The organism is Mesobacillus jeotgali (assembly GCF_002874535.1).
Lineage (GTDB): Bacteria > Bacillota > Bacilli > Bacillales > Cytobacillaceae > Mesobacillus > Mesobacillus jeotgali.
In genome coordinates, this window is sequence record NZ_CP025025.1 from 3,357,343 (window position 1) to 3,382,618 (window position 25,276).

A 25,276-nucleotide genomic window follows, 5' to 3' on the forward strand; every position below is an offset into this window, starting at 1 on the left:
GCGAATAAATAGGTGGTTTTTGCGAATAAAAATGTTTTTTTGCGAATAACAGTTGCTTTTCTGCGAATAAAAATGTTTTTTCGCAAATAAAACGTATTTTTCACTGAAAACCTTATATGTTTCCTCTTTTCCCAAAGTCAACTGTATGGCATTCTGATTAAATTAACGGTAAAATAGGAGTGATTCTGAATGTGGAGGAAATGAAATGCCTATTTTTGTACTACTAATCGTTCTTTCATTCGTCTTTTATATCTTTTATAAGATCAAATATGTTCGCAGCAAACGGCCTGCTGAGCGAAAATGGCTGTCAGCCAAGTCCAGCATCGCTTTGGGATTATTCGTCGCACTATTCGGCATTAACCAACTGTTCCTTTTCCAGACTACTGTCACATATATCGTAGGTGCCATATTCATTGTCATTGGTTCATTGAGCATCTGGGGCGGGATTAAAGCGTATAAATTCTACCTTCCTCACGCTGCGAAGGAAGCACAGGAAAATTAGGGCACAATAAAGCCGATCCGGTTAAGGATCGGCTTTTTACATCTATTAATGCCGGTTGTTCAGCTATTCCACATCCATTAGTGCCTGTCAATCAGCTGGCACATCATCATCGCTTTCCCGACGAGAACTCCGTCATTGAAGGCTTCGATATCGACCTTACCGAACTTCCTTCCTACCTCGAGAACCTTCGGATAAATTTCTATGACACTGTCGATCTGCACAGGCTTCATAAAATAGATCGTCATATTCTCAACAACAAGATCGCCTTTTTTATATCCCCGCAGCACACGGTTTGCGGCTTCTGTGACGATGGTCGTAAACACACCATATGAAACCGTTCCAAGGTGGTTCGTCATCTGCGGAGTCACCTGACAGCGGAAAATGTCTTCATCCTTTGTTTTCCCTTTTGCCAGAACTAGCTGGTTTGTAACGGTATCATCGAGTGTCTCCCCTACCTGCGGCTGGCGCTGGATCATTTGAAGAGCCTTCAATACATCCTGCCTGCTGACAATGCCCTGAAGCCTGTTTGCATCATCCACAACCGGCAATACCTCAATGCCTTCCCATACCATCATGTGGGCAGCTGAAGCGACACTCGTCGATCCGCTTACAGTCATTGGATTCTTTGTCATGATTTTCTCGATCAATATATCCTGTTCATGCCCCATAACGTCCTTCGATGTGATCATCCCTATTACTTTCATATTCTGGTCCACTACCGGGAAGCGGCTATGCAGTGTTTCATCCTTATGACGGTACCAATCCGATACCCGGTCATCTGCTTTGAGAAAAATGGTTTCAGAAACCGTCGTCAGGATATCCTCGACAAGGATGATTTCCTTTTTGATCAATTGGTCGTATATCGCACGGTTGATCATTGTCGCTACTGTAAAAGTATCATAACTGCTTGAAATGATCGGCAGCTGTAGTTCATCTGCAAGCTTTTTCACATGATCTTCGGCGTCGAAGCCCCCGGTCACTAAAACAGCTGCCCCTGCCCTTAGCGCATGTTCATGCGCTTTATCGCGGTTCCCGACAATTAGCAAGTTGCCCGCTCCTGTATAACGCATCATCGCTTCAAGTTTCATTGCACCGATGACGAATTTATTCAATGTTTTATGAAGTCCGGCGCGACCGCCCAGTACTTGTCCATCGACGATATTGACGACTTCGGCAAAAGTAAGCTTTTCAATGTTCTCTTTCTTTTTCCGCTCAATCCTGATGGTGCCGACACGTTCAATTGTGCTTACATACCCTTTATTTTCAGCATCCTTTATGGCTCTGTATGCAGTTCCTTCGCTTACGTTAAGCGCCTTGGCGATTTGGCGTACCGATATCTTTTCTCCTATTGGCAATTCATCTATATATTGAAGTATTTGTTCATGCTTAGTTGCCAAGACTTTCACCCTTTTTAATAATTTTCCGTACAAAGTAGTTCTATCCATTATCATTATAAGGTTTTAAAGGGTTGGATTCAATTTAATTAGGGTTTAGGAGTTTTTTATCGCAAAAAGAAAAACTGGCTGATTCGCTCAGCCAGTATAAACGCGTGATTTTCTTTTCAGGTTGGCTTCCATTTTGCTGCCGGCTTTCCGGGCGCGCTTTTTTGGAGTGTATAAAAAGGCTGCCAGATTCCCTGCAAAAACGAGAAATGCCAGGAACAGCCATGAACCGGCGAACAAAGCTTCCTTCCCTCCAACCTGGAAGTTAAGCTCCGGCATTCCTATGTATAGCATCACGCCGCATAACAGCAAGTATAGCAAGTAACGGTTTTTCTTCATGTTCCCCCTCCTATAGGTTGTCTTATTTTATATCTATGCTTCCAGAGCTAAAAAAAGCATGTAAATTAGAAAAAGCTGCACAATTTTTGTGCAGCCGGTGATTTCTATAATTCAATTGCCTCTCCAGCTTCAAGTACGGTGCCTTTGTTTTTCTTAAGCATTTTTACAAAAGCATGCGGATCCTGCTTGATTGGCGGAAACGTATTGAAGTGAATCGGAACGACTTCCTTAGCATTCAGGAATTCTGCTGCCAAAGCAGCATCTTCCGGTCCCATCGTAAAATTATCACCGATCGGCAGGAATGCCAGATCAATCGGGTGCCTTTCGCCAATCAGCTTCATGTCAGAGAATAATCCTGTATCACCTGCATGGAAAACTGTCTTGCCTTCTGCCATGAACAGGATTCCAGCAGGCATGCCGCCATAAATGATTTCATTATTTTCAGTGACCATGCCTGTGCCATGGAATGCTGGTGTCATTTTCACCTTGCCAAAATCAAATTCATAAGCACCGCCAATGGACATGCCATGAGTGTTCAAGCCCTTCCAGCTTAAATATGTAGCAACTTCGAAGTTTGCGATTACAAGTGAATCATGTTTTTTAGCCAGCTCCACCGTGTCCCCCAGATGGTCTCCGTGTGCATGGGTCAGGATGATGACATCCGGCTTCACATCCTCCACCTTCAAATCAGTAAGATCATTGCCGGTGATGAATGGGTCAATCAGGATTGTCTTGCCATTTGTTTCAATTTTAACAACAGAATGGCCGTGATAAGATACATTCATAGTTATCGCTCCTTTCAATCATCCATTATATATTTCAACGTTTCTTGCTTATCTCCTGCTACATTTTTCTTTATACCCACCTAGCCCCGTCGGTAAAAGTTTTACTTTTCACTTGTGAATTGCTACTCTCATAGTGTGATGTACATATCAGAGGAGGAATTTCTATGACTGAAAGATTGGCTGCATTATCAGGATGGATGAAGGACAATGGTGTAGATGTCACTTTTGTTACATCTCCTGACAATGTATTTTACCTGAGCGGATTTTTAAGCGATCCTCACGAGAGACTGCTGGCTGTTGCTGTTTTCCAGGATGCTGAACCCTTCATGATTTGCCCGGCAATGGATAAAGAAAATGCGAAAAACGCTGGATGGGGACTTGAAATCATTGGATACAGCGATACGGATGATTCAATGGAATTGGCTTACAACGCGATCAAAAAGCGTGTTCCTTCCATCAAGAAAACAGCCATTGAGAAGGAACAACTAAATGTAGAGCGTTATGAAAAAATGGCTGGCCTTTTTGGGGGGTCTGAATTTGTATCTGCTGAAGAAAAGCTTCGCCTGATGCGAATGATTAAAACCGAAGAGGAATTGCAGAAACTGAGAAAAGCGTGTGAGCTAGCTGATTTTGCTATCCAAACAGGAGTGAATGAAATCCAGGAAGGCAAGACCGAGCTTGATGTACTTGCAGCGATTGAATATGAATTGAAGAAAAAAGGCGTAACGCAAATGTCGTTTTCAACGATGGTCCTTACTGGTAAAAATGCAGCTGCTCCCCATGGTACTCCAGGCCTGACAAAGATCAAGAAAGGTGACCTCGTCTTGTTCGACCTTGGTGTTGTGATGGATGGTTACTGCTCAGATATCACAAGGACCGTTGCTTACGGTGAAATCAATAAACAGCAGGAAGAAATTTATAACACCGTTCTAAAAGCACAGCTGAAAGCTCTTGATACAGCACGAGCTGGTGTAGCATGTTCAGAGGTAGACCTTGCTGCACGCAATGTGATCGAAGAAGCTGGATACGGAGATTACTTCCCTCACCGCCTCGGACACGGACTTGGAGTCAGCGTACACGAATATCCATCATTAACAAGCACGAACCCTTTAATCATGGAAAAAGGCATGGTGTTCACTGCTGAGCCGGGAATTTATGTACCAGGTGTAGCCGGCGTAAGAATTGAAGATGATGTCGTCATTACCGAAGATGGAATCGAGATTTTAACGAAATTCCCTAAGGAATTGGTTTTTGTATCGTAAAATAAATTAAAACCGCCTGAATCACGTGACCAGGCGGTTTATTATTGGCTAAAAAGGTTAATTTCCTTGGCGCAAACAACGCTTCACAATTTTTATAGCGACTTTTTATTTTTTATAGCGACTTTCATTTTTATATAGCGAGTTTTTCACTTTTATAGCGAGTTTTTCACTTTTTATAGCGAGTTTCAACGTTTTATAGCGGGTTGGAAAATATCCGTGTTTTTTTCCAATAATGCTCTTTCTATAAACTTTGCTGCTGCAAAAAATCACTCCTGCATTTTTCAATGCGAAAACAAGCTCCATAAAAAAGAGCAGCACATGTGTCTGCTCTTCAATAATTAGCGATTATCTACTTTTTCCGGGTACATATCATGGTTCATCATCCGGTAATCAGCCATTTCTTCGTACTTAGTTCCAGGCTTGCCGTAGTTGGTGTATGGATCAATTGAGATTCCGCCTCTTGGGGTGAATTTGCCCCAAACCTCAATATATCGAGGGTCCATCAGCTTAATCAGGTCGTTCATGATGATATTCATGCAATCTTCATGGAAATCACCATGGTTCCTGAAGCTGAAAAGATACAGTTTCAGCGCTTTGCTTTCCACCATCAGCTTGTCCGGAATGTAGCTGATATAAATAGAAGCAAAATCAGGCTGTCCTGTTATTGGACAAAGACTTGTGAATTCCGGTGTGTTGAATTTTACAAAGTAGTCCCTGTACGGATGCTTATTTTCAAAAGTTTCTAGGATGTCAGGACTGTATTCAAATAAGTATTTCGTTCCCTGATTGCCAAGCAATGTCAAATCTTTCATTTCCTCATCTTTTCTTCCAGCCATTTTAAAAGCCTCCTATATATCTGCAGCCGCTATTTGAGGCCGGGAACCCTGCTTATCAAATAAAAAACCATATCCTCTGAGATATGGTTGAATTAATCAAAGCCATAGTTTTTTATAGAGGGTGTCCGCTATGAACCTCTCCCGCGAAAGCAGGATGATTTATTCATTTTTATATAGCAACTATAATGAAATACCATTTCAAAGTCAAAAGAAAATTTTGATAAGAAATATGACAAATTCATGTATTTCCATATTTTATTTTTACATATGTTCACGAGGTTATTTACATATGTTCACCTACCTGATATATTATTCATGTAAGTTACACATAATATATTTGGGTTATATATTTTTCTTCCTTATGAAAGCGTTTCAACATATTTTTAATACAGAAAGGGTTTGATCTAATGTCTAAAGACTTAGCAGGAATGATTGATCACACATTACTTAAAGCAAATGCAACCGAAGCGGAGATTGTAAAGCTGGCTGAGGAAGCAAAAGAATATAAATTTGCTTCTGTTTGCGTTAACCCAACATGGGTTAAGAAAGCTGCTGAAATTCTTAAGGATGCTGAAGGAGTGGAAGTGTGTACAGTAATCGGCTTCCCACTAGGAGCTACAACTTCAGAAACAAAAGCATTCGAAACAAAGAATGCAATTGAAAATGGCGCGACAGAAGTCGATATGGTTATCAACATCGGCGCTTTGAAAGACAAGCAATACGATTTAGTTGAAAAAGATATCAAAGCGGTAGTTGACGCTGCAAAAGGCAAAGCATTGACTAAGGTTATCATTGAAACTTGCCTTCTTACTGATGAGGAAAAAGAAATGGCATGCAAGCTTTCTGTTAATGCAGGAGCAGATTTCGTCAAGACTTCAACTGGTTTCTCAACAGGCGGAGCAACTGTGGAAGATATCGCCCTAATGAGAAAAACTGTTGGACCTGATGTTGGCGTTAAAGCTTCCGGCGGAGTAAGAAGCCTTGAGGATGCACAAAACATGATCGAAGCAGGAGCAACAAGAATTGGAGCAAGCTCTGGCGTGGCAATAGTCAACGGCCTGACTTCTGAGTCTTCTTACTAAGAATTAACAAAAATCAATTGGGAATGGGGAATGGACGATGGATAAAAAGACGCTTGTTGAAAAAGCTATTGAAGCAAGAAGCACAGCATACGTTCCATATTCTAAGTTTCAGGTTGGCGCTGCAATTATCACTAGCAATGACAATGTTTATCTTGGCTGCAATATCGAAAACGCCTCCTATGGTCTGACTAACTGTGCTGAAAGAACGGCTATTTTCAAGGCTGTATCTGAAGGTGATACTGAGATTAAGGCTATTGCAGTAGTCGCAGACACTGAAGGCCCCGTTTCTCCTTGCGGTGCCTGCCGCCAGGTAATTGCAGAATTCGCGACTGACGATACAAAAATTTACCTTGCCAATCTGAATGGCGATGTAAAGGAAACGACAATCAGCGAAATCCTTCCTGGATATTTCACATCCAAGGATATGGATAAGGCTGATATGTCAAAGAAAATGGTATAGATCGATTAATTTAAGTTTAACAAGGGGCAACTCCTCTATCCTATCGGGTAAAAGAGTTGCTCTTTCTTATTCGAACGATTTTTTCTAACAAAAGGAGGAAAGAGCCGGCCCATCTCTTGGGACGGCATACATCATGGGAGACGCAGGTTTATTATTATCAGGCGCAGCACTCTTCCTGAACAGCTTAATGCTTCTGGGAAAGGCAAATGCGAAAAGCGTGGCCGTATTCAATTTATTCATCGGGGCACTGCAAGTGATTGTGCCGTTTTACTTGATTGCTGTTTCTGACCAGAACAACTGGACGGTCTACAGCCTGGCAAGCATTTTTCTATTTGGTTTCACCTATTTATATGTCGGTTTGACATTATGGAAAGACCTTGATGGCACCGGACTTGGATGGTATTCCCTCTGGGTTGCAGTACTTGCAGTCATTTATGCAGCAGTAGCATATGTACATTTTGAAGATATCGTGAACGCTTTGACATGGCTTATGTGGGCCTATCTATGGTTCCTGTTCTTCCTTTCGATGGGTATGAACAAGAAAATCGACGTCTATATAGGCAAGGTGGCAATGGTCCAATCATGGCTGACATTGACCTTCCCGGCATTATTATCCATGACAGGCTTATGGAAAACAGACCAGGTTGCCAACGCCTGGATCTACTTCTCAATTGCTGCTTTCGTCTATTTTGCTTATATTACATTAAAGCTGAAAAAAGCTTCTGCTCGAACTGAGAAATTCGCTTAAATTTAAAAACCGTCCTGCCAAATTAAATTGGCCAAGACGGTTTTTTTAATAGAATTTATTTCGCAAGTACATTTGTCAGTACAGGAACGACCTGCTTTTTCCGTGATACTACACCTTTTAAGGTAGCAGTGTTGTTTTCAAGTGTAACATTGAATGCTTCTTCAACAGCAGCAGCCTTTTCACCAATCGCAAGCGCTGCGGAGTCATTCGTCAAGATATCAGTAATCACCAATAAGAATAGACCAAGATTCTTTTCGGTCACTTTATTGATCAATGCTTCTTCAAGCTCTATCTTGCGCAAAAGGACATCATTGACGTCAACAGTGTTTACCTGTGCGATTTCAACCTTGGAATCTCCCATCTGGAATTCCTTGGCGTCAAGGGAAATAAGCTCTTCGATTGTTTTGCTGCTAAGGTCCGCACCAGCTTTTAGCATTTCAAGACCGTATTCCTCAGCATCTACACCAGCGATTTCAGCCAATTCACGCGCTGCTGCCACATCCTGGTCAGTGCAAGTAGGAGACTTGAACAATAATGAATCTGAGATGATTGCAGAAAGCATCAGGCCTGCGATGTTTTTATCAATTTCAACATTGTTTTCCTTATACATCTTATTCAAGATTGTCGCTGTGCAGCCTACTGGCTCAACGCGGAAGTATAAAGGATCGCTTGTCTCAAAATTAGCCACGCGGTGATGGTCGATAACCTCGACGATTTGAACATCTGTGATGTCATCAGCGCTCTGTTGGCGTTCGTTGTGGTCAACCAGGATGACCTGGCCCACTTCTTCTGAAACTCTCCCCACAAGGCGCGGTGCTTCAGCTTTAAAGTGATCAAGCGCATATTGAGTTTCTCCATTGACCTGGCCCAAACGTACCGCTTCCGCATCAACGCCAAGCTTTTGCTTTAAGTTAGCATAGGCAATGGCAGAGCAGATTGTATCCGTATCAGGATTTTTATGTCCAAAAACAAGTACTTTTTCCATCATGACACTCCTCAATAACAAATTAACACGGGACTTCTAGCAAAGAACCCGTATATCCCATAAATAATATACGCTAAAATTGAAAGATTTTAAACAGCTTTGTACGAAATTGACGGAACCTGAAAATAAAAGATCCGGATTATTCATCCGGACCTCCTGCAATTAAATTTGCTCTAATAATGTTTTTGTTTCAGAGTAAACGAGGTTGTGTGCTTCAGCTACTGCCTGGTAGGTCACGTAGCCATTAAGCGTGTTGATTCCTTTTAATAATGCTGCATTGTCGAGGCAAGCCTGCTTGTAGCCTTTGTTCGCAATTTGGACAGCGTAAGGCACTGTCACATTCGTCAGCGCAATTGTTGATGTTCTAGGAACTGCACCTGGCATGTTTGCAACTGCGTAGTGTACAACGCCATGCTTTTCGTAAGTAGGATTGTCATGTGTCGTGATTCTGTCAGTTGTTTCGAAAAGTCCACCCTGGTCGATTGCGATATCGACAACAACTGAACCTGGGTTCATCGACTGGATCATTTCTTCTGTTACAAGCTTAGGAGCCTTCGCACCCGGAATCAGAACCGCACCGATTACAAGGTCAGATGCTTTGACTGCTTCAGCAATGTTCAAAGGATTAGACATTAACGTGGTAATGTCAGATCCAAAAATATCATCAAGCTGGCGAAGACGGTCTGGATTCAAATCGATCATTGTAACCTGTGCACCAAGGCCGACAGCCATTTTCGCTGCATTTGTCCCTGCAACACCGCCACCGATGATTGTTACTTTTCCTCTTTGGACACCTGGAACGCCACCAAGCAGTATTCCTTTTCCTCCGTGGACCTTTTCAAGGAATTGTGCACCGATTTGTGTAGACATACGGCCAGCAACCTCACTCATAGGTGTAAGCAATGGAAGAGAGCCGTTAGCCAGTTGTACAGTTTCATAAGCGATGCCGACAACCTTGTTCTCGATCAAAGCCTTTGTCAGCTCTGGTTCTGGAGCAAGGTGCAAATATGTAAATAGAATTAAGCCTTCACGGAAATAACCATATTCTTCTGCCAGAGGTTCTTTAACCTTCATGACCATATCCTGTGCCCATGCTTCCTGGGCACTTTCAACGATTAGAGCGCCAGCCGCTTTGTAGTCTTCATCTGTAAAACTTGAGCCGATTCCAGCTCCTGTTTCGATATAAACTTCATGACCGAAGTTTACAAGGTTTACTACTCCCGCAGGCGTCATAGCCACACGATTCTCATTGTTTTTTATCTCTTTAGGTACACCGATACGCATTATTGCATACCTCCTATAATAATAATTGCCCTGCCATTTCTACCCTGTCACCACTATATCATTTTTTCAAATTATGAAATAAAAAAATAGGTTAAGTAGGCTAGGATGAAAACACTTTCATTTTAGTAGAAAAAAATGCTTTTGGCAAAACAATTCGTACAAAATTCCCTAAAATATACTATTCTGTATATTTTTAATTTTTGGGGAAAGTATAAAGGCTTGCTAAGATTAGGGTTCTTAGCAAGCCAACTCATTGCATTTAGCCAGGTTGAAAGGCTCCCGTATTAAGAAGCTTTATCTCTGAAAACTGGTCCTATCTATGTTCCTCGTTGTTTTCTACTGCTGCTTGCATCTGTTCCTGCGGGACTACCCCGCTGTTGTATGAATCCATGATTTGCTGGCTTACCTGCATGACACCCTGATCATCGTAATCATAAAATGACCGGCCTCTCTGTTCCTTTTTATCCATGTGAAATCCTCCTTCAATATGATGCTTGCATCTATAGTTTTCGTTGGATTGTCACAGCTATACTAATGAAACTGTTGTATAATATAGGTAAAGGAGGCGAGAACTATGGCACTTTATTATAAGAACATTTTAGTTGCCGTTGATGGTTCTAAACAAGCAGCATGGGCTTTTAAAAAAGCCATTGAAATCGCAAAAAGAAACGACGCGAGTCTGGTCATGACCCACATAATCGATTTACGCACCTTTGCTACTGTTGAGGCGTATGACCGCACTATCTCAGAGCGTGCGACACAATTTGCAACAGAATTGATGGAAAGCTACAAACAGCAGGCTCTCGAAGCTGGCATCAAAGACGTAGATTATGACATCGATTATGGTTCACCAAAGGTCAAGATTGCGAAAGATGTTGCAAAGAAATATAACGCCGACCTGATCATTTGCGGAGCAACAGGAATGAATGCGGTGGAACGCTTCTTCATCGGAAGTGTCTCTGAGCACATTACCCGCTATGCATCCTGTGATGTCCTGGTTGTTCGGACTGACAAAGAAAATTAACCTCACTAATCATACAAAAAAGCACGCAGTTTTCGAGACTGCGTGCTTTTTCCATTCATAGTGATGTTTTTGCTTTTTCGATTTGGTTTTTCACCTGTGAAAAACCTGTCCCTCCAGCGCTGTTTCGTCTTTCCACCGCATTATAAGGGTTCAATGCTTGATAGATATTTTCCTCAAACAATGGATTCATGGATTGGTATGCTTCCAGTGGCAGGTCTGCAAGATAGCATCCTTTTTGGATACACTCAAGGACAAGCTTGCCGACGATTTCATGCGCCTCACGGAAAGGTACTCCTTTGGCTGCCAGATAGTCCGCCAGCTCCGTGGCATTTGAAAAATCATTCTTGACCGACTTGGCCATTTTGTCCTCTTTCACCTTCATCGTACTGATCATGCCAGCGAAAATTTTCAGGGAGCCCTTCACTGTTTTGACAGTATCGAACATGCCCTCTTTATCTTCTTGCATATCTTTGTTATAGGCTAAAGGCAATCCTTTCAATACGGTCAAGAGTCCCATCAGGCTGCCATAGACACGGCCTGTTTTACCGCGAATCAGTTCAGCCATATCCGGATTCTTCTTCTGAGGCATGATGCTGCTGCCCGTCGTAAAGGCATCTGATAACTCGATGAATTGGAACTCCTGGCTCGACCACAGTATGATTTCCTCACATAAACGTGACAGATGCGTCATTAAAATTGAGCTGCCTGAGAGGAACTCAAGTATAAAGTCGCGGTCACTTACAGCGTCAAGGCTGTTTTCATAAATGGCTTCAAACCCCAGAATTTCCGCTGTCATATGTCGGTCAATCGGAAAAGTAGTTCCCGCAAGCGCACCTGCACCAAGCGGAGAAAGATTGATTCTTTTCATGCTATCTTGAAAACGCTGTTTGTCCCGGTCAAGCATCCAAAAGTAAGCCATCAGATGATGGGCAAAGGAGATGGGCTGTGCCCTTTGCAAATGAGTATAGCCAGGCATCAGCGTTTCAATATTCTGTTCCGCCTTAAGGACCAAAGATTTTTGGAACTCAGTGATCAGCTCGATGATTTCGGATACCTGTTCTTTAAGGTACAAATGCATATCCGTCGCCACCTGGTCATTCCTGCTCCTTGCCGTATGGAGCTTGCCGCCGGTTGGACCGATCAATTCAGTCAGGTGATGTTCAATGTTCAGGTGGATGTCCTCAAGTTTAGCTGAGTATTCCAGTTCACCTTTGCTCGCTTTTTGCTTCAAGGTTTTCAAACCGTGGATGATTACATCCGCTTCACTCTCTGTTATGACTCCGCACTTCGCGAGCATTGTGGCATGGGCGATACTGCCATCAATATCCTGGTCCGCTAGTTCCTGGTCAAAGCCAATCGATGCACCGAACTCATCGACCCATTCCTCTGCGGATCCTGTGAATCTGCCTCCCCATAACTTCTTCACACTGTCACCTTCTTGCCCTGGACCATGCTGTGAACAACTGTTGGCAGTCCCCAAAGATTAATGAATCCAACAGCAGCACTGTGGTCGAATTCATCATCCGCAGTGTAAGTGGCCAATTTTTCATTGTATAAAGAAAACGGTGACTTTCTGCCTTCGATAATTGAATGGCCTTTGAATAGCTTGACTCGGACAGTACCTGTTACATGCTTCTGGGTTGACTTCAGGAACGCTGCCAGTGCTTCCTGAAGTGGCGAGAACCATAACCCTTCGTAAATCAATTCTGTCATCTTTTTCTCAATTACCGGTTTAAAATGCGCTACCTCTTTTACCAGCGTGATATCCTCAAGTTCCTTATGTGCTTTGATTAAGGTCATCGCCGCAGGAGCTTCATATACTTCACGTGACTTGATGCCGACAAGACGGTTTTCCACATGGTCAATCCTTCCGACACCGTGCTTACCTGCAACAGCGTTCAGCTCAAGGATCAATTCTGAAAGTGGATATGCTTTGCCATCAATCGCTGTTGGTACCCCTTCGACAAATTCAATCTCAATGATATCCGGTGTATCAGGCGTATCTTCGAGCTCTGATGTCAGTTCGTAAGCCTCAACTGGAGGCGCCTGCCATGGGTCCTCAAGAATGCCACATTCATTGCTTCTTCCCCAAAGATTCTGGTCAATTGAGAACGGGCTGTCAAGATTGATCGGAATCGGGATGCCATTGTTAGCTGCATAAGCAATTTCTTCCTCACGTGACCATTTCCATTCACGAACCGGAGCAATTACCTTAAGATCCGGATTCAATGCTTTGATCGATACCTCGAAACGCACCTGATCATTTCCTTTTCCAGTGCAGCCATGTGCGACCGCCGTTGCACCTTCCATTTCAGCAATTTCTACTAGTTTCTTAGAAATCAATGGACGGGATAATGCAGATACCAGCGGATATTTCCCTTCGTATAATGCATGGGCCTGGAGGGCGAAAAGTGCATAATCGTTGGCGAATTCTTCTTTGACATCCAAGACGTATGATTGGATTGCGCCAACCTTCAAAGCTTTTTCTTTTATGAATTCAAGATCCTTTCCTTCTCCAACATCAAGGCAGCAAGCAATTACTGCATAGCCCTGGTCCTTTAGCCATTTAATTGCAACAGATGTATCAAGCCCGCCGGAATAGGCAAGCACCAATTTATTTTCAGTCATTTTTTATGCCCCTTTTTATTTTGGATATTTATACATTTAAATAAATCTTTATTCAATGTTATTAAATTAACAGGTTTTACAGAACATTTCAAGTTGAAATTTTAGTTTTTGGTAAGAAACTTCTGAGGGACTAGTGTAGAAGAGGAAATAAAAGTATAGTAGAATGAAAGCAATGATTACCGGAATGGGGGTTCCAACAGAAATGGAACAATATTTTCTTTTTAACAGCCGACTGGGCATTCCCCTGCCAGACCTAAAAGAAAACTGGGAAGATTACGACATCGACACACGGCACGCGATTCTCCTCCACTGGGAAAAAATTCGCGGCAGCATTCCTGACCGGATCGCAGAGCTTGAAAAAACAATCAACCTGAAGCAAGCCCAGCTTTCCGATGAAAGCAACTTCATCCGCTCATGCGAACTGAACAGTGAAATTTCCGAGCTGGCGTCCATCATAAATGACCTCTGGCTCTGGTATCGCACCCAACAGGATATTTCATCAGAGAAAATGCATCAATAGCACTTTTAATTGCACAAAAAATAGCCCGGAATCTCCAGGCTATTTTTTGTTTCTACTTTTATTAAAAGAATAAACGGCACCTATCATCAAAGCTGCCCCTGTTAATCTCAACACTCCATTTCCGAATGAACTGAGTTGATCAATGGTTGAACCAACCAGAATACTGCCAATAAAAATAAATATAATCGTGATTAATAACCTCATTTATCCTCCTTTTGAAGCTTTTTTCCCATAATGATATATGATTCTTCATCACCATTTGGATAAAAGGCCTCATTTATAACAGTCCATCCCAAGTTTGCATAAAGACTGCGGGCAGGAGCATTATTAGATTGCGTTGTTAGCACCGCATTCTTATGTTCTACACCATCTATTAACCGGGTTACCAGCTGTTTTGCCAGCCCTTGATTCCTGAATGCAGGATGCACCCCCAATTCAACGAACTCAAAACAATCCTCTAACCAGTTTTGATACTCTTCAGGGTTGAACGCTTTCGACAGCAATCCATGATAATACTGACCCGGTTGAGAAAAGTAACCATAAGCATAACCAGCCACTTCCTCCTGCTCAGAAATTGCCACAAACCCTCTATAGCCGTCATAGCCTGCATGCCTTACCACTCGATCACTAATGGAACGATCTTCTTGATACCATACTTGTTGGTATAGATTCGCTACTTGGTTCAATAGCTCTTCATCTCTACTAATTTCTTTATACTCAAACATATTTAAAGCCTCCCCCTGTTAATCACTTTCATGGCCAGCTTTATTGAATACTACCTTTCAAATATCCCTGCCCAGATACAGCTTTACTTCTGACAGATTTTCTTTTTTACGCTCAAACCTGTCTGAAGTTAGCTCTTCTTCTGACAGCTTTTCTTGTTTTACGCTCAAACCTGTCTGAAGTTAGCTCTTCTTCTGACAGCTTTTCTTGTTTTACGCTTAAACCTGTCTGAAGTTAGCTCTTCTTCTGACGGCTTTTCTTGTTTTACGCTCAAACATGTCTGAAGTTAGCTCTTCTTCTGACAGCTTTTCTTGTTTACGCTCAAACCTGTCTGAACTTGGCTCTTCTTTTGACAGCTTTTCTTGTTTTCCTCTCAAACCTGTCTGAACTTGCCTCTACTTTTGACAGCTTTACTCATTTTCGTCTCAAACCTGTCTGAACTCGAACCTGCTTCTATCCGGTTCGAGATTGTCCTCTCATAACCACAGCAATCTTCCTTTTATCTGGAAACTCCATACAGTTATTCGACCATGTTTTCTAAATTCCTTTTTATCCACAAAAAAAGATGAAACTCTAAAAGGTTTCATCTCTGTAATGTATTATAAATCCTTTGTCAGTTCTCTTACCACATGTCCTATCTCCGGTATGATCAGCTTTTCCATTGCCAGGCGGACAGCACCAGTTGATCCTGGTGTTGAGAAGACGGCGCGGTCATTCACGACTCCAGCTGCTGCACGCGATAGCAGGGCAGCCGAACCGATATCCTCGGTATAGCTTAGCATCCGGAAAATCTCACCGAACCCAGGAATTTCTTTTTCAAAAATGCTTTGGACTGTTTCGATTGTGACGTCTCGTTTGGCAATCCCTGTGCCGCCGTTCGTTAGCACCACGTCAACTTCGGAGTTGCTGCAGCCTTTTATCACTTCAGATTTAATCGGTTCAGCTTCATCTTTGACAATCACGTAATCGACGATCTTATGCCCGGCAGCCTCAAGCATTTCCATCATCAGCTTGCCGCTTTTATCTGTATCTGGTGTTCTTGTATCGCTTACTGTTATGACTTTGCAACGCACCTGGCTTGGTGCAGCTTGTTTATGTTCCTGTGTACTCATAACTCTAAAGTACTCCTTTTTCTTTGAAATATCTCATCTGGTAAAACTTATGAGCGAAGTCAGTGACCCTTCTCGTCAATTGATAGTTTGCCCCCGCACCGATCGCCATGCTGATCACCGGCATGCCCTGGACATGCTTTTTGCGGAACATCAGGATCGCCATCCCCTTAAAGATCTGTTTGATTGGCTGTTCTAGCCATGTCACGTCTGTCAGGTCATCATTGCCTTCATAGAAATAATAATCTTCTGCTTGTTCGAGGTCATTCTTCAGCTCTTCCCAGCCAGCGCTCTGCATCCTCGAAGGCATTGTCGCAGTATGGAAAACCTTCAATGCGACCATCATTTCAAATGGAGTATTCACTTCGAATCCATAGGTCATCGCAACCAGTTGGACAATCCGCAAATTAATGACTGCCATTGCCGGCATATCTGCTCCTAGCACAAGATTTCCTCCACTCCCTGACATACCACCCTGGACGAAGGAATAGAGTCTGTGGCGGGCAATTTGCTGCCTTGCAATGAACTCAAGCTGTTCAATCGGCAGCTCTCTTAAATCCTGAATGGTTTCAAGGTCAGGCTGAAAAACTCGCCCTGCTGAAAGAATCCTTTCCTTGGCATCCATCTGCAGCTGTGAACCCTGGATTAGGGAGTGAAGATGGAAAAGCCAGCCGTCGAATAAGGTGAAAAAGCGTTCCTGTACCTCTTCTGGCAAAAGCGAAAAAGATCGTTCAAGATATCGATCATACGCTAATTCAAAATCATTCGGTTCATAATCGTAGAGATTGTTTTCCCAAGCACTTAATTCATCCAGCACCTTTTGTTCCCGTTGAGTCAAAGGCATTGAAAAACCTCCAGCATATCTGAATTTTCTTCCAGTATAGCACAAGAAAAGCCGAAGCGCCTCGGTCAGTCCCGCTAGCACATTCAGCTAATAACAAACCAAAATTCCCGATCCACATTAAAAGGCAGAAGCTTATTCGCTTCTGCCTGAAATATGATTTATTTTGCTAAACGCACAACATCTCGAGCAATCATAACTTCCTCATCTGTCGGGATGACCATAACTTTTACTGGAGAGTGCGGGTAACTGATGAATGCTTCTTCTCCGCGCACTTTGTTCAAAGCTGGATCCCAGTAGATTCCCATAAACTCAAGTCCTTGTAATACACGGGCACGGATTGCCGAACTGTTTTCTCCAATACCTGCAGTAAAGATGATTGCGTCCACACCGCACATGCGTGCTGCATATGAACCGATGTATTTATGGATTCTGTCCGCGAAAACTTTCAGTGCAAGCTCTGCACGTTCATTTCCTTTTTCCGCTTCGTCTTCAATGTCGCGAAGGTCACTTGAGAATCCGGAAACGCCAAGCATACCGCTCTCTTTGTTCAGGACGTCCAGTACTTCATCAGCAGTTTTATCTGTTTTTTCCATGATGTATGGAATCAAGGCAGGGTCAATGTTACCTGAACGAGTTCCCATCGTCACGCCTGCAAGCGGAGTGAATCCCATGGATGTATCGATAGATTTACCGCCTTCAATTGCTGCGATACTTGCACCATTTCCAAGGTGACAGGAAATCAGGCGCAGATGCTCAACAGGACGGCCAAGCATTTCAGCTGCACGCTGGGAAACATACTTGTGTGATGTACCATGGAAGCCGTACTTACGGATTCCGTACTTTTTATAGTAGTCGTATGGAAGACTGTAAAGGAAAGAGTTTTCAGGCATTGTCTGATGGAAAGCTGTATCAAACACAGCAATCGCAGGAACATTCGGGAGCACTTGCTGGAATGCACGGATACCAGTTAAGTTAGCTGGATTGTGCAGTGGCGCGAGCTCTGAAAGCTCTTCGATTTTTTGTAAAACCTCTTCGGTGATCATTACAGAATCACTGAACTCTTCTCCGCCATGAACAACACGGTGGCCGATTCCTTCGATTTCATCAAGTGACTGGATTATTCCCAAAGACGTCAGTTTATCAAGAAGGATTTTTACCGCTACCTCATGATTGGGGATATCAGTAACTTCCTTATTCTTTTCTCCATTTACAGAAATAGTAAAGATTGAATCCTTAAGACCAATTCTTTCTACAATGCCTTTAGTGATAACTTCTTCGCTTGGCATTTCGAATAATTGGAACTTAAGTGACGAACTGCCGGCATTGATTGCAATTATTTTAGACATTTGTACCGCTCCTTTTATATAACAACCTGATTAAAAATACAGTGAAATAGTACACCATTATTGTGTGCCACAGGCTGCAATTATATCTCTCATTTTCCCATTTAAACACTGTCTTTTTCACATTTCAAGCAAAGCTTTTCCAAACGGGAAATGAGTTTTTATTCAGATACTTCTAATGATTAGAAAAAAATATTGCCATGTTTTATATACCCGAAACAAAGAAGAAAAGCGCAAGCGCCTTGGTCAGCCCCGACAAGCGCTGAAGGGCCTGACAGTGAAGTCGTTCTTTGACTTCATAGGGAGGACCGAAGCGTCTCGAGGGGCTAGGCGCTGAAGCTACAAAACGAAAAAAGAACCGGTAATGCAGCCGGTTCTATTGCTGTAGATTTTTATTTTCGTTATACCATTGATCGATTTTATTCAGCATCCTGTTCACGGCTGCTCCGTCCGATAGTTTAGGAAGCTCGGCAAGGAGTGCCTGTTTTGGTGCTTTCACTTCTTCACCGTTTTTCTGTAGTATAAGGATACTTTTAGCTGCCTGCTTGTTTTTAAACAATGAAGCTGGAAGCTGTAAAACACCCTGGACAATCAAATGGTTTTTAATGAACTCATGAAGCATTGGGGCTTGTTCACTTTCAAAAAGACCATTAGGAATCATGAAGAACAAATACCCGCCTTCTTTCACGTGCTTCGTACTTTGCTCGATAAACATGTGATGAGAGTATGTATGGCCTTCTTTTGCTTTTACTTCATATTGTTCCGCTCTGAGGTCATTAGGATAGTAGCCCACTGGAAGGTCACAAATGACCGCATCTGCCGGATCAACAAACAATGGTTCAAGACTGTCCTGATTGAAAAACTCGACCGGATGCTTCTGAAGGTTGGCATTCACGAAAGCCAGACGGATCAGCAGGTCATCAATCTCAACACCGACAGATTCGATTTCCTTGTCAATCTGCTGGTTCAATACCGTAGCAAGAAGGTTTCCAGTTCCGACCGCAGGGTCAAGCAACCTGAATGACTTCTTGGCAACAAACTTATTGACTAGGTAGCCAATGAACATGCCGACAGAATCAGGTGTCATTTGATGGTTCGGCTGGGTATGCTCCTTCATTCCCTTTAAAATCGCAAGCTGGAAGCCTTTGCGAATTTCTTCATTGCTAAAAGAATCAAGGTTAATCTCCTTATATACTTTTTCAAGCCGTTTCTTTGTGACTTCATTCAGTTCGTCTTGGAGCACTGTGCCCTGGAACATGTTTTCCCCGCTTTCAGCCAGCGCTTCCAAATATGTACATGATAACTCTTCTTTTAAAATATCTGCAGTTGTATTGAATGCAGTAAATAATTGTTCGACCGGAGTCATACTCACTTTTCTTCCTCCTGATTTGAATAGATATTTATATATTTTAGACCTGTTTTGCTCTGTGTACAAGGTATATGGTCGGAAAGGGGGCGGATTGTGCAGAGAATCTATCGGACACTTTTCTCGTTCTCCGCCTCCTGTTTGTCCGATAGAACCTTACTATCGGACACTTTTCTCGTTCTGCGCCTTCTGTTTATCCGATAGAGCCTTCCTATCGGACACGGACTCATCTCTCGTTCCCTGCTTCACATTTGTCCGTTTGGCCAAAATGAAATCGTAAAAATTCACACATTCCTATTATCAAAGCAAAACAAGCCGCAGGTTTTTTCTGCGGCTTGTTCACTGGTTGTAATATTAGTTTGCTTTCTTTGCAGCTTCTACTGCTGCTTCGTAGTTAGGGTGGTCTGTTGCTTCGCTCACATACTCAACGTATGATACTTTGTCGTTTGAATCAACAACAAATACTGCGCGTGCAAGCAGGCGAAGTTCCTTGATTGCTACTCCGTAAGCTTCACCGAATGAAAGCTCGCGGTGGTCTGATAGAGTCTGGACATTTTCGATTCCAGCCGCACCACACCAGCGCTTTTGCGCGAAAGGAAGGTCCACGCTTACTGTCAAAATCTTAACGTTATCAAGGTTTGCAGCTTCTTCATTGAAACGGCGAGTCTGTGCATCACAAACTCCTGTGTCAATTGAAGGAACAACGCTGATCAAACGTACTTGTCCTTTAGAATCCTGAAGTGTGACTTCAGAAAGATCGTTTGCAAGCACTTTGAAATCCGGTGCCTGGTCTCCAACCTTTACTTCATTTCCTAACAATGTAACTGGGTTCCCCTTAAATGTAACAGATGCCATACCTGCTCATCCTCCTTGTCCATTATATGTACAGTGTTAATATATCTTTTAAAGAATTTTTTTGCAATTATTTTACTGTAAGGAGACCAAGATGCAACATACATAGCTAAGCTGCCTTTCCGCTGGAAAAGGCAGCTTCCTGCTAAATAGTTGGTTTTCCCATTACTTAGTGAATTCACCTGCTTATAAATCCAGGTCTGTTTTCGGACCGTTGTAATCAGACTGAGACTGGCCTTGGTTTTTATTCTGGCTGCCATCCTGGCTATTCTGGTCTTTCTTTGACATCATTTGCTGGATTTTTTCAACAGCCTGTGGAGCCAGATCAAGTATTTTCTCGTACAAATGTGTATTTTCATCAAGGTGAAGCATTTTTACACCCTTAGAGTTGACGATCAAGAAAGCAATTGGCGTAATTGAAACACCGCCACCGCTACCTCCTCCGAATGGATGCTGGGAACCTCCAGACTGTCCTCCTGAGCCACCAGAACCGCCAGAGCCACCGGATCCTCCTTTAGAGCTTTCCAAAACAAATTCACTTCCACCAGCGGCAAAACCGAAACCTACCTTTGAAACTGTCAGGATCACACTTCCATCCGGTGTTTCTACTGGGTCTCCAATGATTGTGTTAACATCAATCATTTCTTTCAAGCTTTCCATGGCAGTTGTCATTAATCCTTGAATTGGATGGTCGGACATTCCTGTTTCCTCCTTATTTTAGACAGAATTAGTATTATCACCGGAAAGAGCGGATAATGGCTTTGATTTAAATTCTGGCCAGCCGCCCTTCCAATATTTAACCAGCTTTATTCCTGCTAAAATAGCATGCCCGACTCTGACTTGAATCATACATTTAAAACTAGTAATTGAAACAGTTTGCTGGAAGCTAGGTGTAATCGTCATGACAGGCATTTCTTTCATTTTCATATAGTTGCTTAGAAGCCCAATAACACCGCCTTTGACTGCCCAAAAAGCACCAGTAATCACAGCTGTTGCTGCTGCATCCGATACGCCTACCATAGTGTGCCATTCAATATTCCGAATCGTAACCTTCTTTAAAAAATTCCGGACGATTTTGTGGAGACCGGCGATGTGGGTAATCATCTGCCTGATATCATGCAGGCTATCAAGTAAATCATTTTTATCAACCTGAGTTGTTTTTTGTTGTTTCATATTTTCATCGGGACCTGTTTTAACTTTTTGCTCTGCGATGATTGTGGGAGAATTATCATCAATTTTTACTACAGGAACTTCTATCTTAAACTTGAATAATCCTCCCCATGCCTTAATTGTCACCTTAAAATGATCGTTATCATTGCCGTGGAAATAATCTAAAAAAATCTTAACTTTAGTAAAAAGGATTATAAGTACAAGCACCGTGAGAAGCAGTATGGCAAGCAGCACCCATTTCATCGTCCTCCACAACCTTTCAGCCTATTATTATCAACAAAAAGGCAAAAAAATAAACCTGCCGCAGCAGGTCCATTTCATCGTGGTTCATATATGACGGTTGTATCAGCAAACAAATCATGCAGCCCCTGTTTCTTCTTGGTAAAAGCAACGACCACATACAATACCATAATGGTCGCTGAAATGAAACGGCCGATCCACTCGCGGAAAATAACGGTTCCCCAAGTAAGACCCTTGCCATCCAGCTCTACCACTTTCAAGCCAAACACCATTTTTCCGAGGGTCTGGCCGAAGTACTTTGTCATTAACACAAAATATAAATAGAAGACAACAGCTGTCGCGATGGCTATCGGTGAAAGAATCCCATCCTCAATCAACGGTACATCCAGTGCCCGAAACACAGGATTAATGATCATCCGGTTGATGCTCCCAATTACAATCAAGTCAAGCAAATAAGCCCAAAAACGTGTCCAGAAACCGGCATAGAGACCAGCGTAAATATGATTCACGGGTTCAGCTTTGTCAACTTCATAAACCTCAGGTTGTGGGTAATTGGCAGATTCAGTCTGAGGTACTGGATATTCTGTTTCTGTCCGAAAATGCGACTTAGCATCAGAGATTCCGGACCCTTCCATTGCTTCTTTTGGTTCAGATTGAGAGGGTACATTGTCCCGATCTTTAAAATCATCCGAATTCATATTTATCCCTCCTTATTCCGCATATAAATACATCAGGCGTGGAGAATTAGGCTGGGATAATAACTTCATTAAGCCTGCCATTTCTGCGTCTTTCCCAATGATCTTTTGTGCGCTCATGCTGAAAAACGAACCAAATCCCATGCTTTCTGTGTATTTGACAACAGTAGCGTCTCCGAGTTTTTGATCCTTCCTGACACTGTCTATGACATCCTCCAGATATCCAAATCCATCGATCAATTTCAGCTGCTTTGCCTGGCGGCCATCATAGATGCGGCCATCCGCAATTTCCTTCACCCTTTCCACAGACAAACCGCGGCCTTCGGAAATGACTTTTACGAATCCTTCATATGAGTTGTCTATCATCGATTGGAGGATTTCCCGCTCATCCTCTGTCATCGGCCTTGATGGGCTCATGATATCCTTGTATGGCCCACTTTTAATTGTCGTGAATTCAACTCCATACTTTTCGGCAAGACCGGCATAGTTAACTCCCTGCATGATGACACCCAGCGATCCGGTAAGCGTTTCAGGGCTGGCAAAGATTTTATCCGCAGGAGCAGACACATAATAACCACCAGAAGCGGCCATTGACCCCATCGATACATAAACAGGCTTTTTCGTTTCCTTTTGGATTTCCTTGATCTTGTCATGGATTTGAGCACTTTCCACGACGCCGCCACCAGGTGAGTTCACTTGCAGAATAATGGCTTTAACATCGTCGCTTTCTTTTACATAATCTAGTTGTTCCATGAATGCCCTGTGATTATATAGCGGACTTTCAAAGAATGATTCTGCATCCCCTGTATCCTGAATCACGCCATTAATGGACAATACTGCTATCTTGCTCAGCATGTCACCTTCTTCGATAATCTCTTCAGCAAACATTTCTTCCGTTACGGCAAACATATCTGTAAACGCATTTTCCGCGTCACTGAAAGCTACTGTCGACAGAAAATTAATAAATGTTGATGCAATGAACAATCCGACGGCTATTCCTAAAGCCGCCCACCTTTTCCCATTCATCTTGAAGCCCCCTTGTAAGTTTCTCGTACTTTCAAAACCTTATGAAAAAATGATAAACTGATGTCAATAACATTTATTTTAGCAAAAGAATTCAAAAGTGGGTAAAATTATGGAAGAAATACGAAATGTTTGGAGGAATTTATATGCCAGATCGCCGCAATATTTATTTTCACCATACGCCAGACACAACCATGCTGGAAAAAGTTGAACCTCTCTATAAACTGGCACAACAATATAATTTCAATATCGTGAATGACTATCGTACCGCTAATATCATCGTCAGTGTTGGTGATGACGGTACCTTCCTGCAGGCTGTCAGAAAGACCGGTTTCCGGGATGATTGCCTATATGCCGGTATTTCAGTTACTGGCTCCCTGAATATGTATTGTGATTTCCGTCTAGAGGATACAGATAAAATGATTGAAGCAATCACAAATGCACAAATCGAAGTCAGACGCTATCCGACGATCGAGGTTACAATCGATGGTGATACAACTTTTGGCTGCTTGAATGAATTCAGCGTACGTTCAGCGATCATCAAAGCTTTTGTAATGGATGTGTATATCGACGACAAGCATTTCGAGACCTTCCGCGGGGACGGCATGATCGTCGCAACCCCTACAGGAAGCACAGCTTATAATAAATCGGTCAACGGCGCAGTCGTAGACCCGCTGCTTCCTTGCATGCAGGTGAGCGAGCTTGCTTCAGTGAACAATAATGACTTCCGTACGCTTGGCTCATCATTCATCCTCAGCGGAGACCGAAAGCTTACCTTCAAGGTTGCCCAGGACGGAAATGATTATCCAATCATGGGAATGGATAACGAAGCACTTAGCATCCAGCATGTCGAAAAATTCGATGTGAAACTAAGCAACAAAATTATTAAAACTGTAAAACTGAAGGACAACTCTTTCTGGGAAAAAGTGAAGAGGACATTCTTATAAGGCTAGGCGCTGGAGCTGTACAATTCTCGAAGTAGAATTTATACTTACTAACCTCTTAAGAAAAGAGCTGCGGATTATTCCGCAGCTCTTTTTTTGGGGATCTTTGATTGCACCCCTTACATATGCAATCCTTTTTCTTTCTTCCACTTAACCGTCAAAGCTGCTGCCATTTTTGTCCTTGATAATGAGTAAAGGATCAATGCTGACCAGATAAAGGTGAAGGCAAGCAGATGGATTGACGAGAATGTTTCGTGATAGATGAAAACTCCAAGGATGAGTGTCAATGTCGGTGCAATATATTGCAGGATACCAAGTGTTGCGAGCGGAATCCTTTGGGCTCCTTTAGCGAAAAAGAGCAGTGGAACTGCCGTAGCTGCCCCTGCGCCTGCCAGCAGCAGCGTAGTTGACAATGAACCTGCAAACAGTGAGTTCGTTCCCTGGTTTAGGAGGTAGCCAATGTAGATGGCTGCGAGCGGCATAACGACCAGTGTTTCAAGCGCCAGCCCGACAGCAGAATCTACCTTGATCAATTTCTTCGCCAATCCATACAGGCCAAAGGAAATTGCGAGTGATAGAGCAATCCACGGAAATTGTCCGTATGAAATCGTCATAATCAATACACCGATTGCTGCGAGCGCAAACGATATATATTGCAGCAAGGATAGGCGTTCCTTCAGAAATACCATCCCAAGAAGGACACTTACAAGCGGATTGATATAATAGCCAAGGCTTGCTTCGATCATCTGGTCTGTATTCACAGCCCAGATATACATGAACCAGTTAATGCTGATTAGCATTGAAGCCACAGCCAGGGCGGCTAATTGCTTTTTATTTTGGGCCAGCCCGAGCAATGTCCCAGTGAAAAGTCTCCATTTCTTATTAATGACCAGTATGACGGCGATGAAGAAAAACGACCAGAATACACGATTAGCAAGGATTTCATCAGCATTTACATGATCTAAAAGCTTCCAATAAACAGGAAGGAATCCCCACAATATATAAGAAAAAGCTGCGTATAGGACACCAGCTTGTTGTTCGGTCCTTTTATCCATCCGAACAGCCCCCTA

General features: G+C 42.8%; 29 protein-coding genes. 8 read left to right on the forward strand and 21 right to left on the reverse strand.

Translation table 11 applies throughout. The annotated features are described in order from the left end of the window. Nucleotides 1-205 precede the first annotated feature (205 nt). Nucleotides 206-502: a YtpI family protein gene (locus CD004_RS17035; protein WP_102263849.1), complete on the forward strand. Its 297-nt coding sequence runs from the start codon at nt 206-208 to the stop codon at nt 500-502. Between the two features lie 77 nt (nt 503-579). On the opposite strand, the gene CD004_RS17040 is transcribed toward CD004_RS17035, so the two are convergent. The 3 genes from CD004_RS17040 to CD004_RS17050 form a co-directional block, all read right to left on the reverse strand. Next, nucleotides 580-1,899: a CBS domain-containing protein gene (locus CD004_RS17040; RefSeq protein ID WP_102263850.1), complete on the reverse strand. Its 1,320-nt coding sequence runs from the start codon at nt 1,897-1,899 to the stop codon at nt 580-582. Between the two features lie 135 nt (nt 1,900-2,034). Then, on the reverse strand, nt 2,035-2,283 hold the full coding sequence (locus tag CD004_RS17045; RefSeq protein ID WP_102263851.1) for a hypothetical protein: 249 nt from the start codon (nt 2,281-2,283) through the stop codon (nt 2,035-2,037). Between the two features lie 104 nt (nt 2,284-2,387). Next, the gene (locus CD004_RS17050; protein ID WP_102263852.1) at nt 2,388-3,068 is read right to left on the reverse strand and encodes a metal-dependent hydrolase; all 681 of its coding nucleotides are present in this window, start codon (nt 3,066-3,068) and stop codon (nt 2,388-2,390) included. A gap of 164 nt (nt 3,069-3,232) precedes the next feature. Between CD004_RS17050 and CD004_RS17055 the strand changes: the two genes are divergently transcribed. Then, a complete protein-coding gene (locus tag CD004_RS17055) occupies nt 3,233-4,330 on the forward strand; it encodes a M24 family metallopeptidase (RefSeq protein ID WP_102263853.1) in 1,098 nt (365 codons plus the stop codon). Nucleotides 4,331-4,668: 338 nt separating this feature from the next. Here the strand turns inward: CD004_RS17055 and queF are convergent, their stop codons facing one another. Continuing rightward, complete coding sequence (queF, locus tag CD004_RS17065) at nt 4,669-5,166, reverse strand: preQ(1) synthase (protein ID WP_102263855.1); 498 nt, start codon at nt 5,164-5,166, stop codon at nt 4,669-4,671. A 407-nt stretch (nt 5,167-5,573) separates the two neighbouring features. Here queF and deoC point away from each other — a divergent pair, with 407 nt between their 5' ends. From deoC to CD004_RS17080, 3 genes are all read left to right on the forward strand, one after another. After that, nucleotides 5,574-6,248, forward strand: coding sequence for a deoxyribose-phosphate aldolase (gene deoC, locus CD004_RS17070; RefSeq protein WP_102263856.1), 675 nt, complete (start codon nt 5,574-5,576; stop codon nt 6,246-6,248). A 37-nt stretch (nt 6,249-6,285) separates the two neighbouring features. Beyond that, entirely contained in the window at nt 6,286-6,708 is a 423-nt protein-coding gene (locus CD004_RS17075) for a cytidine deaminase (protein WP_102263857.1), read from the forward strand. 133 nt (nt 6,709-6,841) lie between these two features. Next, a complete protein-coding gene (locus tag CD004_RS17080; RefSeq protein ID WP_102263858.1) occupies nt 6,842-7,456 on the forward strand; it encodes an AmiS/UreI family transporter in 615 nt (204 codons plus the stop codon). A gap of 55 nt (nt 7,457-7,511) precedes the next feature. On the opposite strand, the gene CD004_RS17085 is transcribed toward CD004_RS17080, so the two are convergent. From CD004_RS17085 to CD004_RS24130, 3 genes are all read right to left on the reverse strand, one after another. Beyond that, on the reverse strand, nt 7,512-8,441 hold the full coding sequence (locus CD004_RS17085; RefSeq protein ID WP_102263859.1) for a manganese-dependent inorganic pyrophosphatase: 930 nt from the start codon (nt 8,439-8,441) through the stop codon (nt 7,512-7,514). A 162-nt stretch (nt 8,442-8,603) separates the two neighbouring features. Further along, nucleotides 8,604-9,725 (reverse strand): alanine dehydrogenase, encoded by a 1,122-nt coding sequence (ald, locus tag CD004_RS17090; RefSeq protein WP_102263860.1) that lies wholly within the window; start codon nt 9,723-9,725, stop codon nt 8,604-8,606. Nucleotides 9,726-10,038: 313 nt separating this feature from the next. Further along, nucleotides 10,039-10,194 carry a hypothetical protein gene (locus CD004_RS24130; RefSeq protein ID WP_170029999.1) on the reverse strand — a complete coding sequence of 52 codons (156 nt, stop codon included), beginning with the start codon at nt 10,192-10,194 and terminating at the stop codon, nt 10,039-10,041. A 105-nt stretch (nt 10,195-10,299) separates the two neighbouring features. Here CD004_RS24130 and CD004_RS17095 point away from each other — a divergent pair, with 105 nt between their 5' ends. Next, the gene (locus CD004_RS17095) at nt 10,300-10,749 is read left to right on the forward strand and encodes a universal stress protein (protein WP_041968071.1); all 450 of its coding nucleotides are present in this window, start codon (nt 10,300-10,302) and stop codon (nt 10,747-10,749) included. Between the two features lie 55 nt (nt 10,750-10,804). On the opposite strand, the gene argH is transcribed toward CD004_RS17095, so the two are convergent. Together argH and CD004_RS17105 are read right to left on the reverse strand one after the other, a co-directional pair. Continuing rightward, the gene (argH, locus tag CD004_RS17100; protein ID WP_102263861.1) at nt 10,805-12,175 is read right to left on the reverse strand and encodes an argininosuccinate lyase; all 1,371 of its coding nucleotides are present in this window, start codon (nt 12,173-12,175) and stop codon (nt 10,805-10,807) included. Then, a complete protein-coding gene (locus tag CD004_RS17105) occupies nt 12,172-13,377 on the reverse strand; it encodes an argininosuccinate synthase (protein WP_102263862.1) in 1,206 nt (401 codons plus the stop codon). The genes argH and CD004_RS17105 overlap by 4 nt, the downstream gene beginning before the upstream one ends. A gap of 202 nt (nt 13,378-13,579) precedes the next feature. On the opposite strand from CD004_RS17105, the gene CD004_RS17110 reads away from it, so the two are divergent. Next, nucleotides 13,580-13,897, forward strand: a complete 318-nt coding sequence (locus tag CD004_RS17110) for a hypothetical protein (RefSeq protein ID WP_102265148.1) — start codon at nt 13,580-13,582, stop codon at nt 13,895-13,897. Between the two features lie 39 nt (nt 13,898-13,936). Here the strand turns inward: CD004_RS17110 and CD004_RS23880 are convergent, their stop codons facing one another. The 11 genes from CD004_RS23880 to sppA all read right to left on the reverse strand — a co-directional run bounded on the left by CD004_RS23880 (nt 13,937) and on the right by sppA (nt 23,265). Beyond that, complete coding sequence (locus CD004_RS23880) at nt 13,937-14,101, reverse strand: hypothetical protein (RefSeq protein WP_158651582.1); 165 nt, start codon at nt 14,099-14,101, stop codon at nt 13,937-13,939. Then, entirely contained in the window at nt 14,098-14,622 is a 525-nt protein-coding gene (locus CD004_RS17115) for a GNAT family N-acetyltransferase (protein ID WP_102263863.1), read from the reverse strand. Before CD004_RS17115 ends, CD004_RS23880 begins: the two co-directional genes overlap by 4 nt. Before the next feature lie 597 nt (nt 14,623-15,219). Next, complete coding sequence (locus CD004_RS17120) at nt 15,220-15,732, reverse strand: MogA/MoaB family molybdenum cofactor biosynthesis protein (RefSeq protein ID WP_102263864.1); 513 nt, start codon at nt 15,730-15,732, stop codon at nt 15,220-15,222. A gap of 4 nt (nt 15,733-15,736) precedes the next feature. Beyond that, entirely contained in the window at nt 15,737-16,573 is an 837-nt protein-coding gene (locus CD004_RS17125; RefSeq protein WP_102263865.1) for an EcsC family protein, read from the reverse strand. A 158-nt stretch (nt 16,574-16,731) separates the two neighbouring features. Continuing rightward, nucleotides 16,732-17,919, reverse strand: coding sequence for an acetate kinase (locus CD004_RS17130; RefSeq protein WP_102263866.1), 1,188 nt, complete (start codon nt 17,917-17,919; stop codon nt 16,732-16,734). 373 nt (nt 17,920-18,292) lie between these two features. Further along, nucleotides 18,293-19,288 carry a class I SAM-dependent methyltransferase gene (locus CD004_RS17135; RefSeq protein ID WP_102263867.1) on the reverse strand — a complete coding sequence of 332 codons (996 nt, stop codon included), beginning with the start codon at nt 19,286-19,288 and terminating at the stop codon, nt 18,293-18,295. A gap of 348 nt (nt 19,289-19,636) precedes the next feature. Next, the gene (gene tpx, locus CD004_RS17140; RefSeq protein ID WP_102263868.1) at nt 19,637-20,137 is read right to left on the reverse strand and encodes a thiol peroxidase; all 501 of its coding nucleotides are present in this window, start codon (nt 20,135-20,137) and stop codon (nt 19,637-19,639) included. 183 nt (nt 20,138-20,320) lie between these two features. Beyond that, nucleotides 20,321-20,833, reverse strand: coding sequence for a GerW family sporulation protein (ytfJ, locus tag CD004_RS17145; RefSeq protein WP_102263869.1), 513 nt, complete (start codon nt 20,831-20,833; stop codon nt 20,321-20,323). A gap of 18 nt (nt 20,834-20,851) precedes the next feature. After that, nucleotides 20,852-21,547: a DUF2953 domain-containing protein gene (locus tag CD004_RS17150; protein ID WP_102263870.1), complete on the reverse strand. Its 696-nt coding sequence runs from the start codon at nt 21,545-21,547 to the stop codon at nt 20,852-20,854. A 74-nt stretch (nt 21,548-21,621) separates the two neighbouring features. After that, nucleotides 21,622-22,242 carry an RDD family protein gene (locus CD004_RS17155; protein WP_102263871.1) on the reverse strand — a complete coding sequence of 207 codons (621 nt, stop codon included), beginning with the start codon at nt 22,240-22,242 and terminating at the stop codon, nt 21,622-21,624. 12 nt (nt 22,243-22,254) lie between these two features. Beyond that, complete coding sequence (gene sppA / locus CD004_RS17160; RefSeq protein ID WP_102263872.1) at nt 22,255-23,265, reverse strand: signal peptide peptidase SppA; 1,011 nt, start codon at nt 23,263-23,265, stop codon at nt 22,255-22,257. Between the two features lie 143 nt (nt 23,266-23,408). Here sppA and CD004_RS17165 point away from each other — a divergent pair, with 143 nt between their 5' ends. After that, a complete protein-coding gene (locus tag CD004_RS17165; RefSeq protein ID WP_102263873.1) occupies nt 23,409-24,209 on the forward strand; it encodes an NAD kinase in 801 nt (266 codons plus the stop codon). 116 nt (nt 24,210-24,325) lie between these two features. On the opposite strand, the gene rarD is transcribed toward CD004_RS17165, so the two are convergent. Then, nucleotides 24,326-25,261 carry an EamA family transporter RarD gene (gene rarD / locus CD004_RS17170; protein ID WP_102263874.1) on the reverse strand — a complete coding sequence of 312 codons (936 nt, stop codon included), beginning with the start codon at nt 25,259-25,261 and terminating at the stop codon, nt 24,326-24,328. Between the last annotated feature and the right edge of the window lie 15 nt (nt 25,262-25,276).

Excerpts from the sequence above, each read along its gene's own strand:
- CD004_RS17035 (WP_102263849.1), top strand. The coding sequence starts at position 206 with ATGCCTATTTTTGTACTACTAATCGTTCTTTCATTCGTCTTTTATATC.
- CD004_RS17045 (WP_102263851.1), bottom strand. The coding sequence starts at position 2,283 with ATGAAGAAAAACCGTTACTTGCTATACTTGCTGTTATGCGGCGTGATG.
- CD004_RS17050 (WP_102263852.1), bottom strand. The coding sequence starts at position 3,068 with ATGAATGTATCTTATCACGGCCATTCTGTTGTTAAAATTGAAACAAAT.
- CD004_RS17055 (WP_102263853.1), top strand. The coding sequence starts at position 3,233 with ATGACTGAAAGATTGGCTGCATTATCAGGATGGATGAAGGACAATGGT.
- queF (WP_102263855.1), bottom strand. The coding sequence starts at position 5,166 with ATGGCTGGAAGAAAAGATGAGGAAATGAAAGATTTGACATTGCTTGGC.
- deoC (WP_102263856.1), top strand. The coding sequence starts at position 5,574 with ATGTCTAAAGACTTAGCAGGAATGATTGATCACACATTACTTAAAGCA.
- CD004_RS17075 (WP_102263857.1), top strand. The coding sequence starts at position 6,286 with ATGGATAAAAAGACGCTTGTTGAAAAAGCTATTGAAGCAAGAAGCACA.
- CD004_RS17080 (WP_102263858.1), top strand. The coding sequence starts at position 6,842 with ATGGGAGACGCAGGTTTATTATTATCAGGCGCAGCACTCTTCCTGAAC.
- CD004_RS17085 (WP_102263859.1), bottom strand. The coding sequence starts at position 8,441 with ATGGAAAAAGTACTTGTTTTTGGACATAAAAATCCTGATACGGATACA.
- ald (WP_102263860.1), bottom strand. The coding sequence starts at position 9,725 with ATGCGTATCGGTGTACCTAAAGAGATAAAAAACAATGAGAATCGTGTG.
- CD004_RS24130 (WP_170029999.1), bottom strand. The coding sequence starts at position 10,194 with ATGGATAAAAAGGAACAGAGAGGCCGGTCATTTTATGATTACGATGAT.
- CD004_RS17095 (WP_041968071.1), top strand. The coding sequence starts at position 10,300 with ATGGCACTTTATTATAAGAACATTTTAGTTGCCGTTGATGGTTCTAAA.
- CD004_RS17105 (WP_102263862.1), bottom strand. The coding sequence starts at position 13,377 with ATGACTGAAAATAAATTGGTGCTTGCCTATTCCGGCGGGCTTGATACA.
- CD004_RS17110 (WP_102265148.1), top strand. The coding sequence starts at position 13,580 with ATGGAACAATATTTTCTTTTTAACAGCCGACTGGGCATTCCCCTGCCA.
- CD004_RS23880 (WP_158651582.1), bottom strand. The coding sequence starts at position 14,101 with ATGAGGTTATTAATCACGATTATATTTATTTTTATTGGCAGTATTCTG.
- CD004_RS17115 (WP_102263863.1), bottom strand. The coding sequence starts at position 14,622 with ATGTTTGAGTATAAAGAAATTAGTAGAGATGAAGAGCTATTGAACCAA.
- CD004_RS17120 (WP_102263864.1), bottom strand. The coding sequence starts at position 15,732 with ATGAGTACACAGGAACATAAACAAGCTGCACCAAGCCAGGTGCGTTGC.
- CD004_RS17125 (WP_102263865.1), bottom strand. The coding sequence starts at position 16,573 with ATGCCTTTGACTCAACGGGAACAAAAGGTGCTGGATGAATTAAGTGCT.
- CD004_RS17130 (WP_102263866.1), bottom strand. The coding sequence starts at position 17,919 with ATGTCTAAAATAATTGCAATCAATGCCGGCAGTTCGTCACTTAAGTTC.
- tpx (WP_102263868.1), bottom strand. The coding sequence starts at position 20,137 with ATGGCATCTGTTACATTTAAGGGGAACCCAGTTACATTGTTAGGAAAT.
- ytfJ (WP_102263869.1), bottom strand. The coding sequence starts at position 20,833 with ATGTCCGACCATCCAATTCAAGGATTAATGACAACTGCCATGGAAAGC.
- CD004_RS17150 (WP_102263870.1), bottom strand. The coding sequence starts at position 21,547 with ATGAAATGGGTGCTGCTTGCCATACTGCTTCTCACGGTGCTTGTACTT.
- CD004_RS17155 (WP_102263871.1), bottom strand. The coding sequence starts at position 22,242 with ATGAATTCGGATGATTTTAAAGATCGGGACAATGTACCCTCTCAATCT.
- sppA (WP_102263872.1), bottom strand. The coding sequence starts at position 23,265 with ATGAATGGGAAAAGGTGGGCGGCTTTAGGAATAGCCGTCGGATTGTTC.
- CD004_RS17165 (WP_102263873.1), top strand. The coding sequence starts at position 23,409 with ATGCCAGATCGCCGCAATATTTATTTTCACCATACGCCAGACACAACC.
- rarD (WP_102263874.1), bottom strand. The coding sequence starts at position 25,261 with ATGGATAAAAGGACCGAACAACAAGCTGGTGTCCTATACGCAGCTTTT.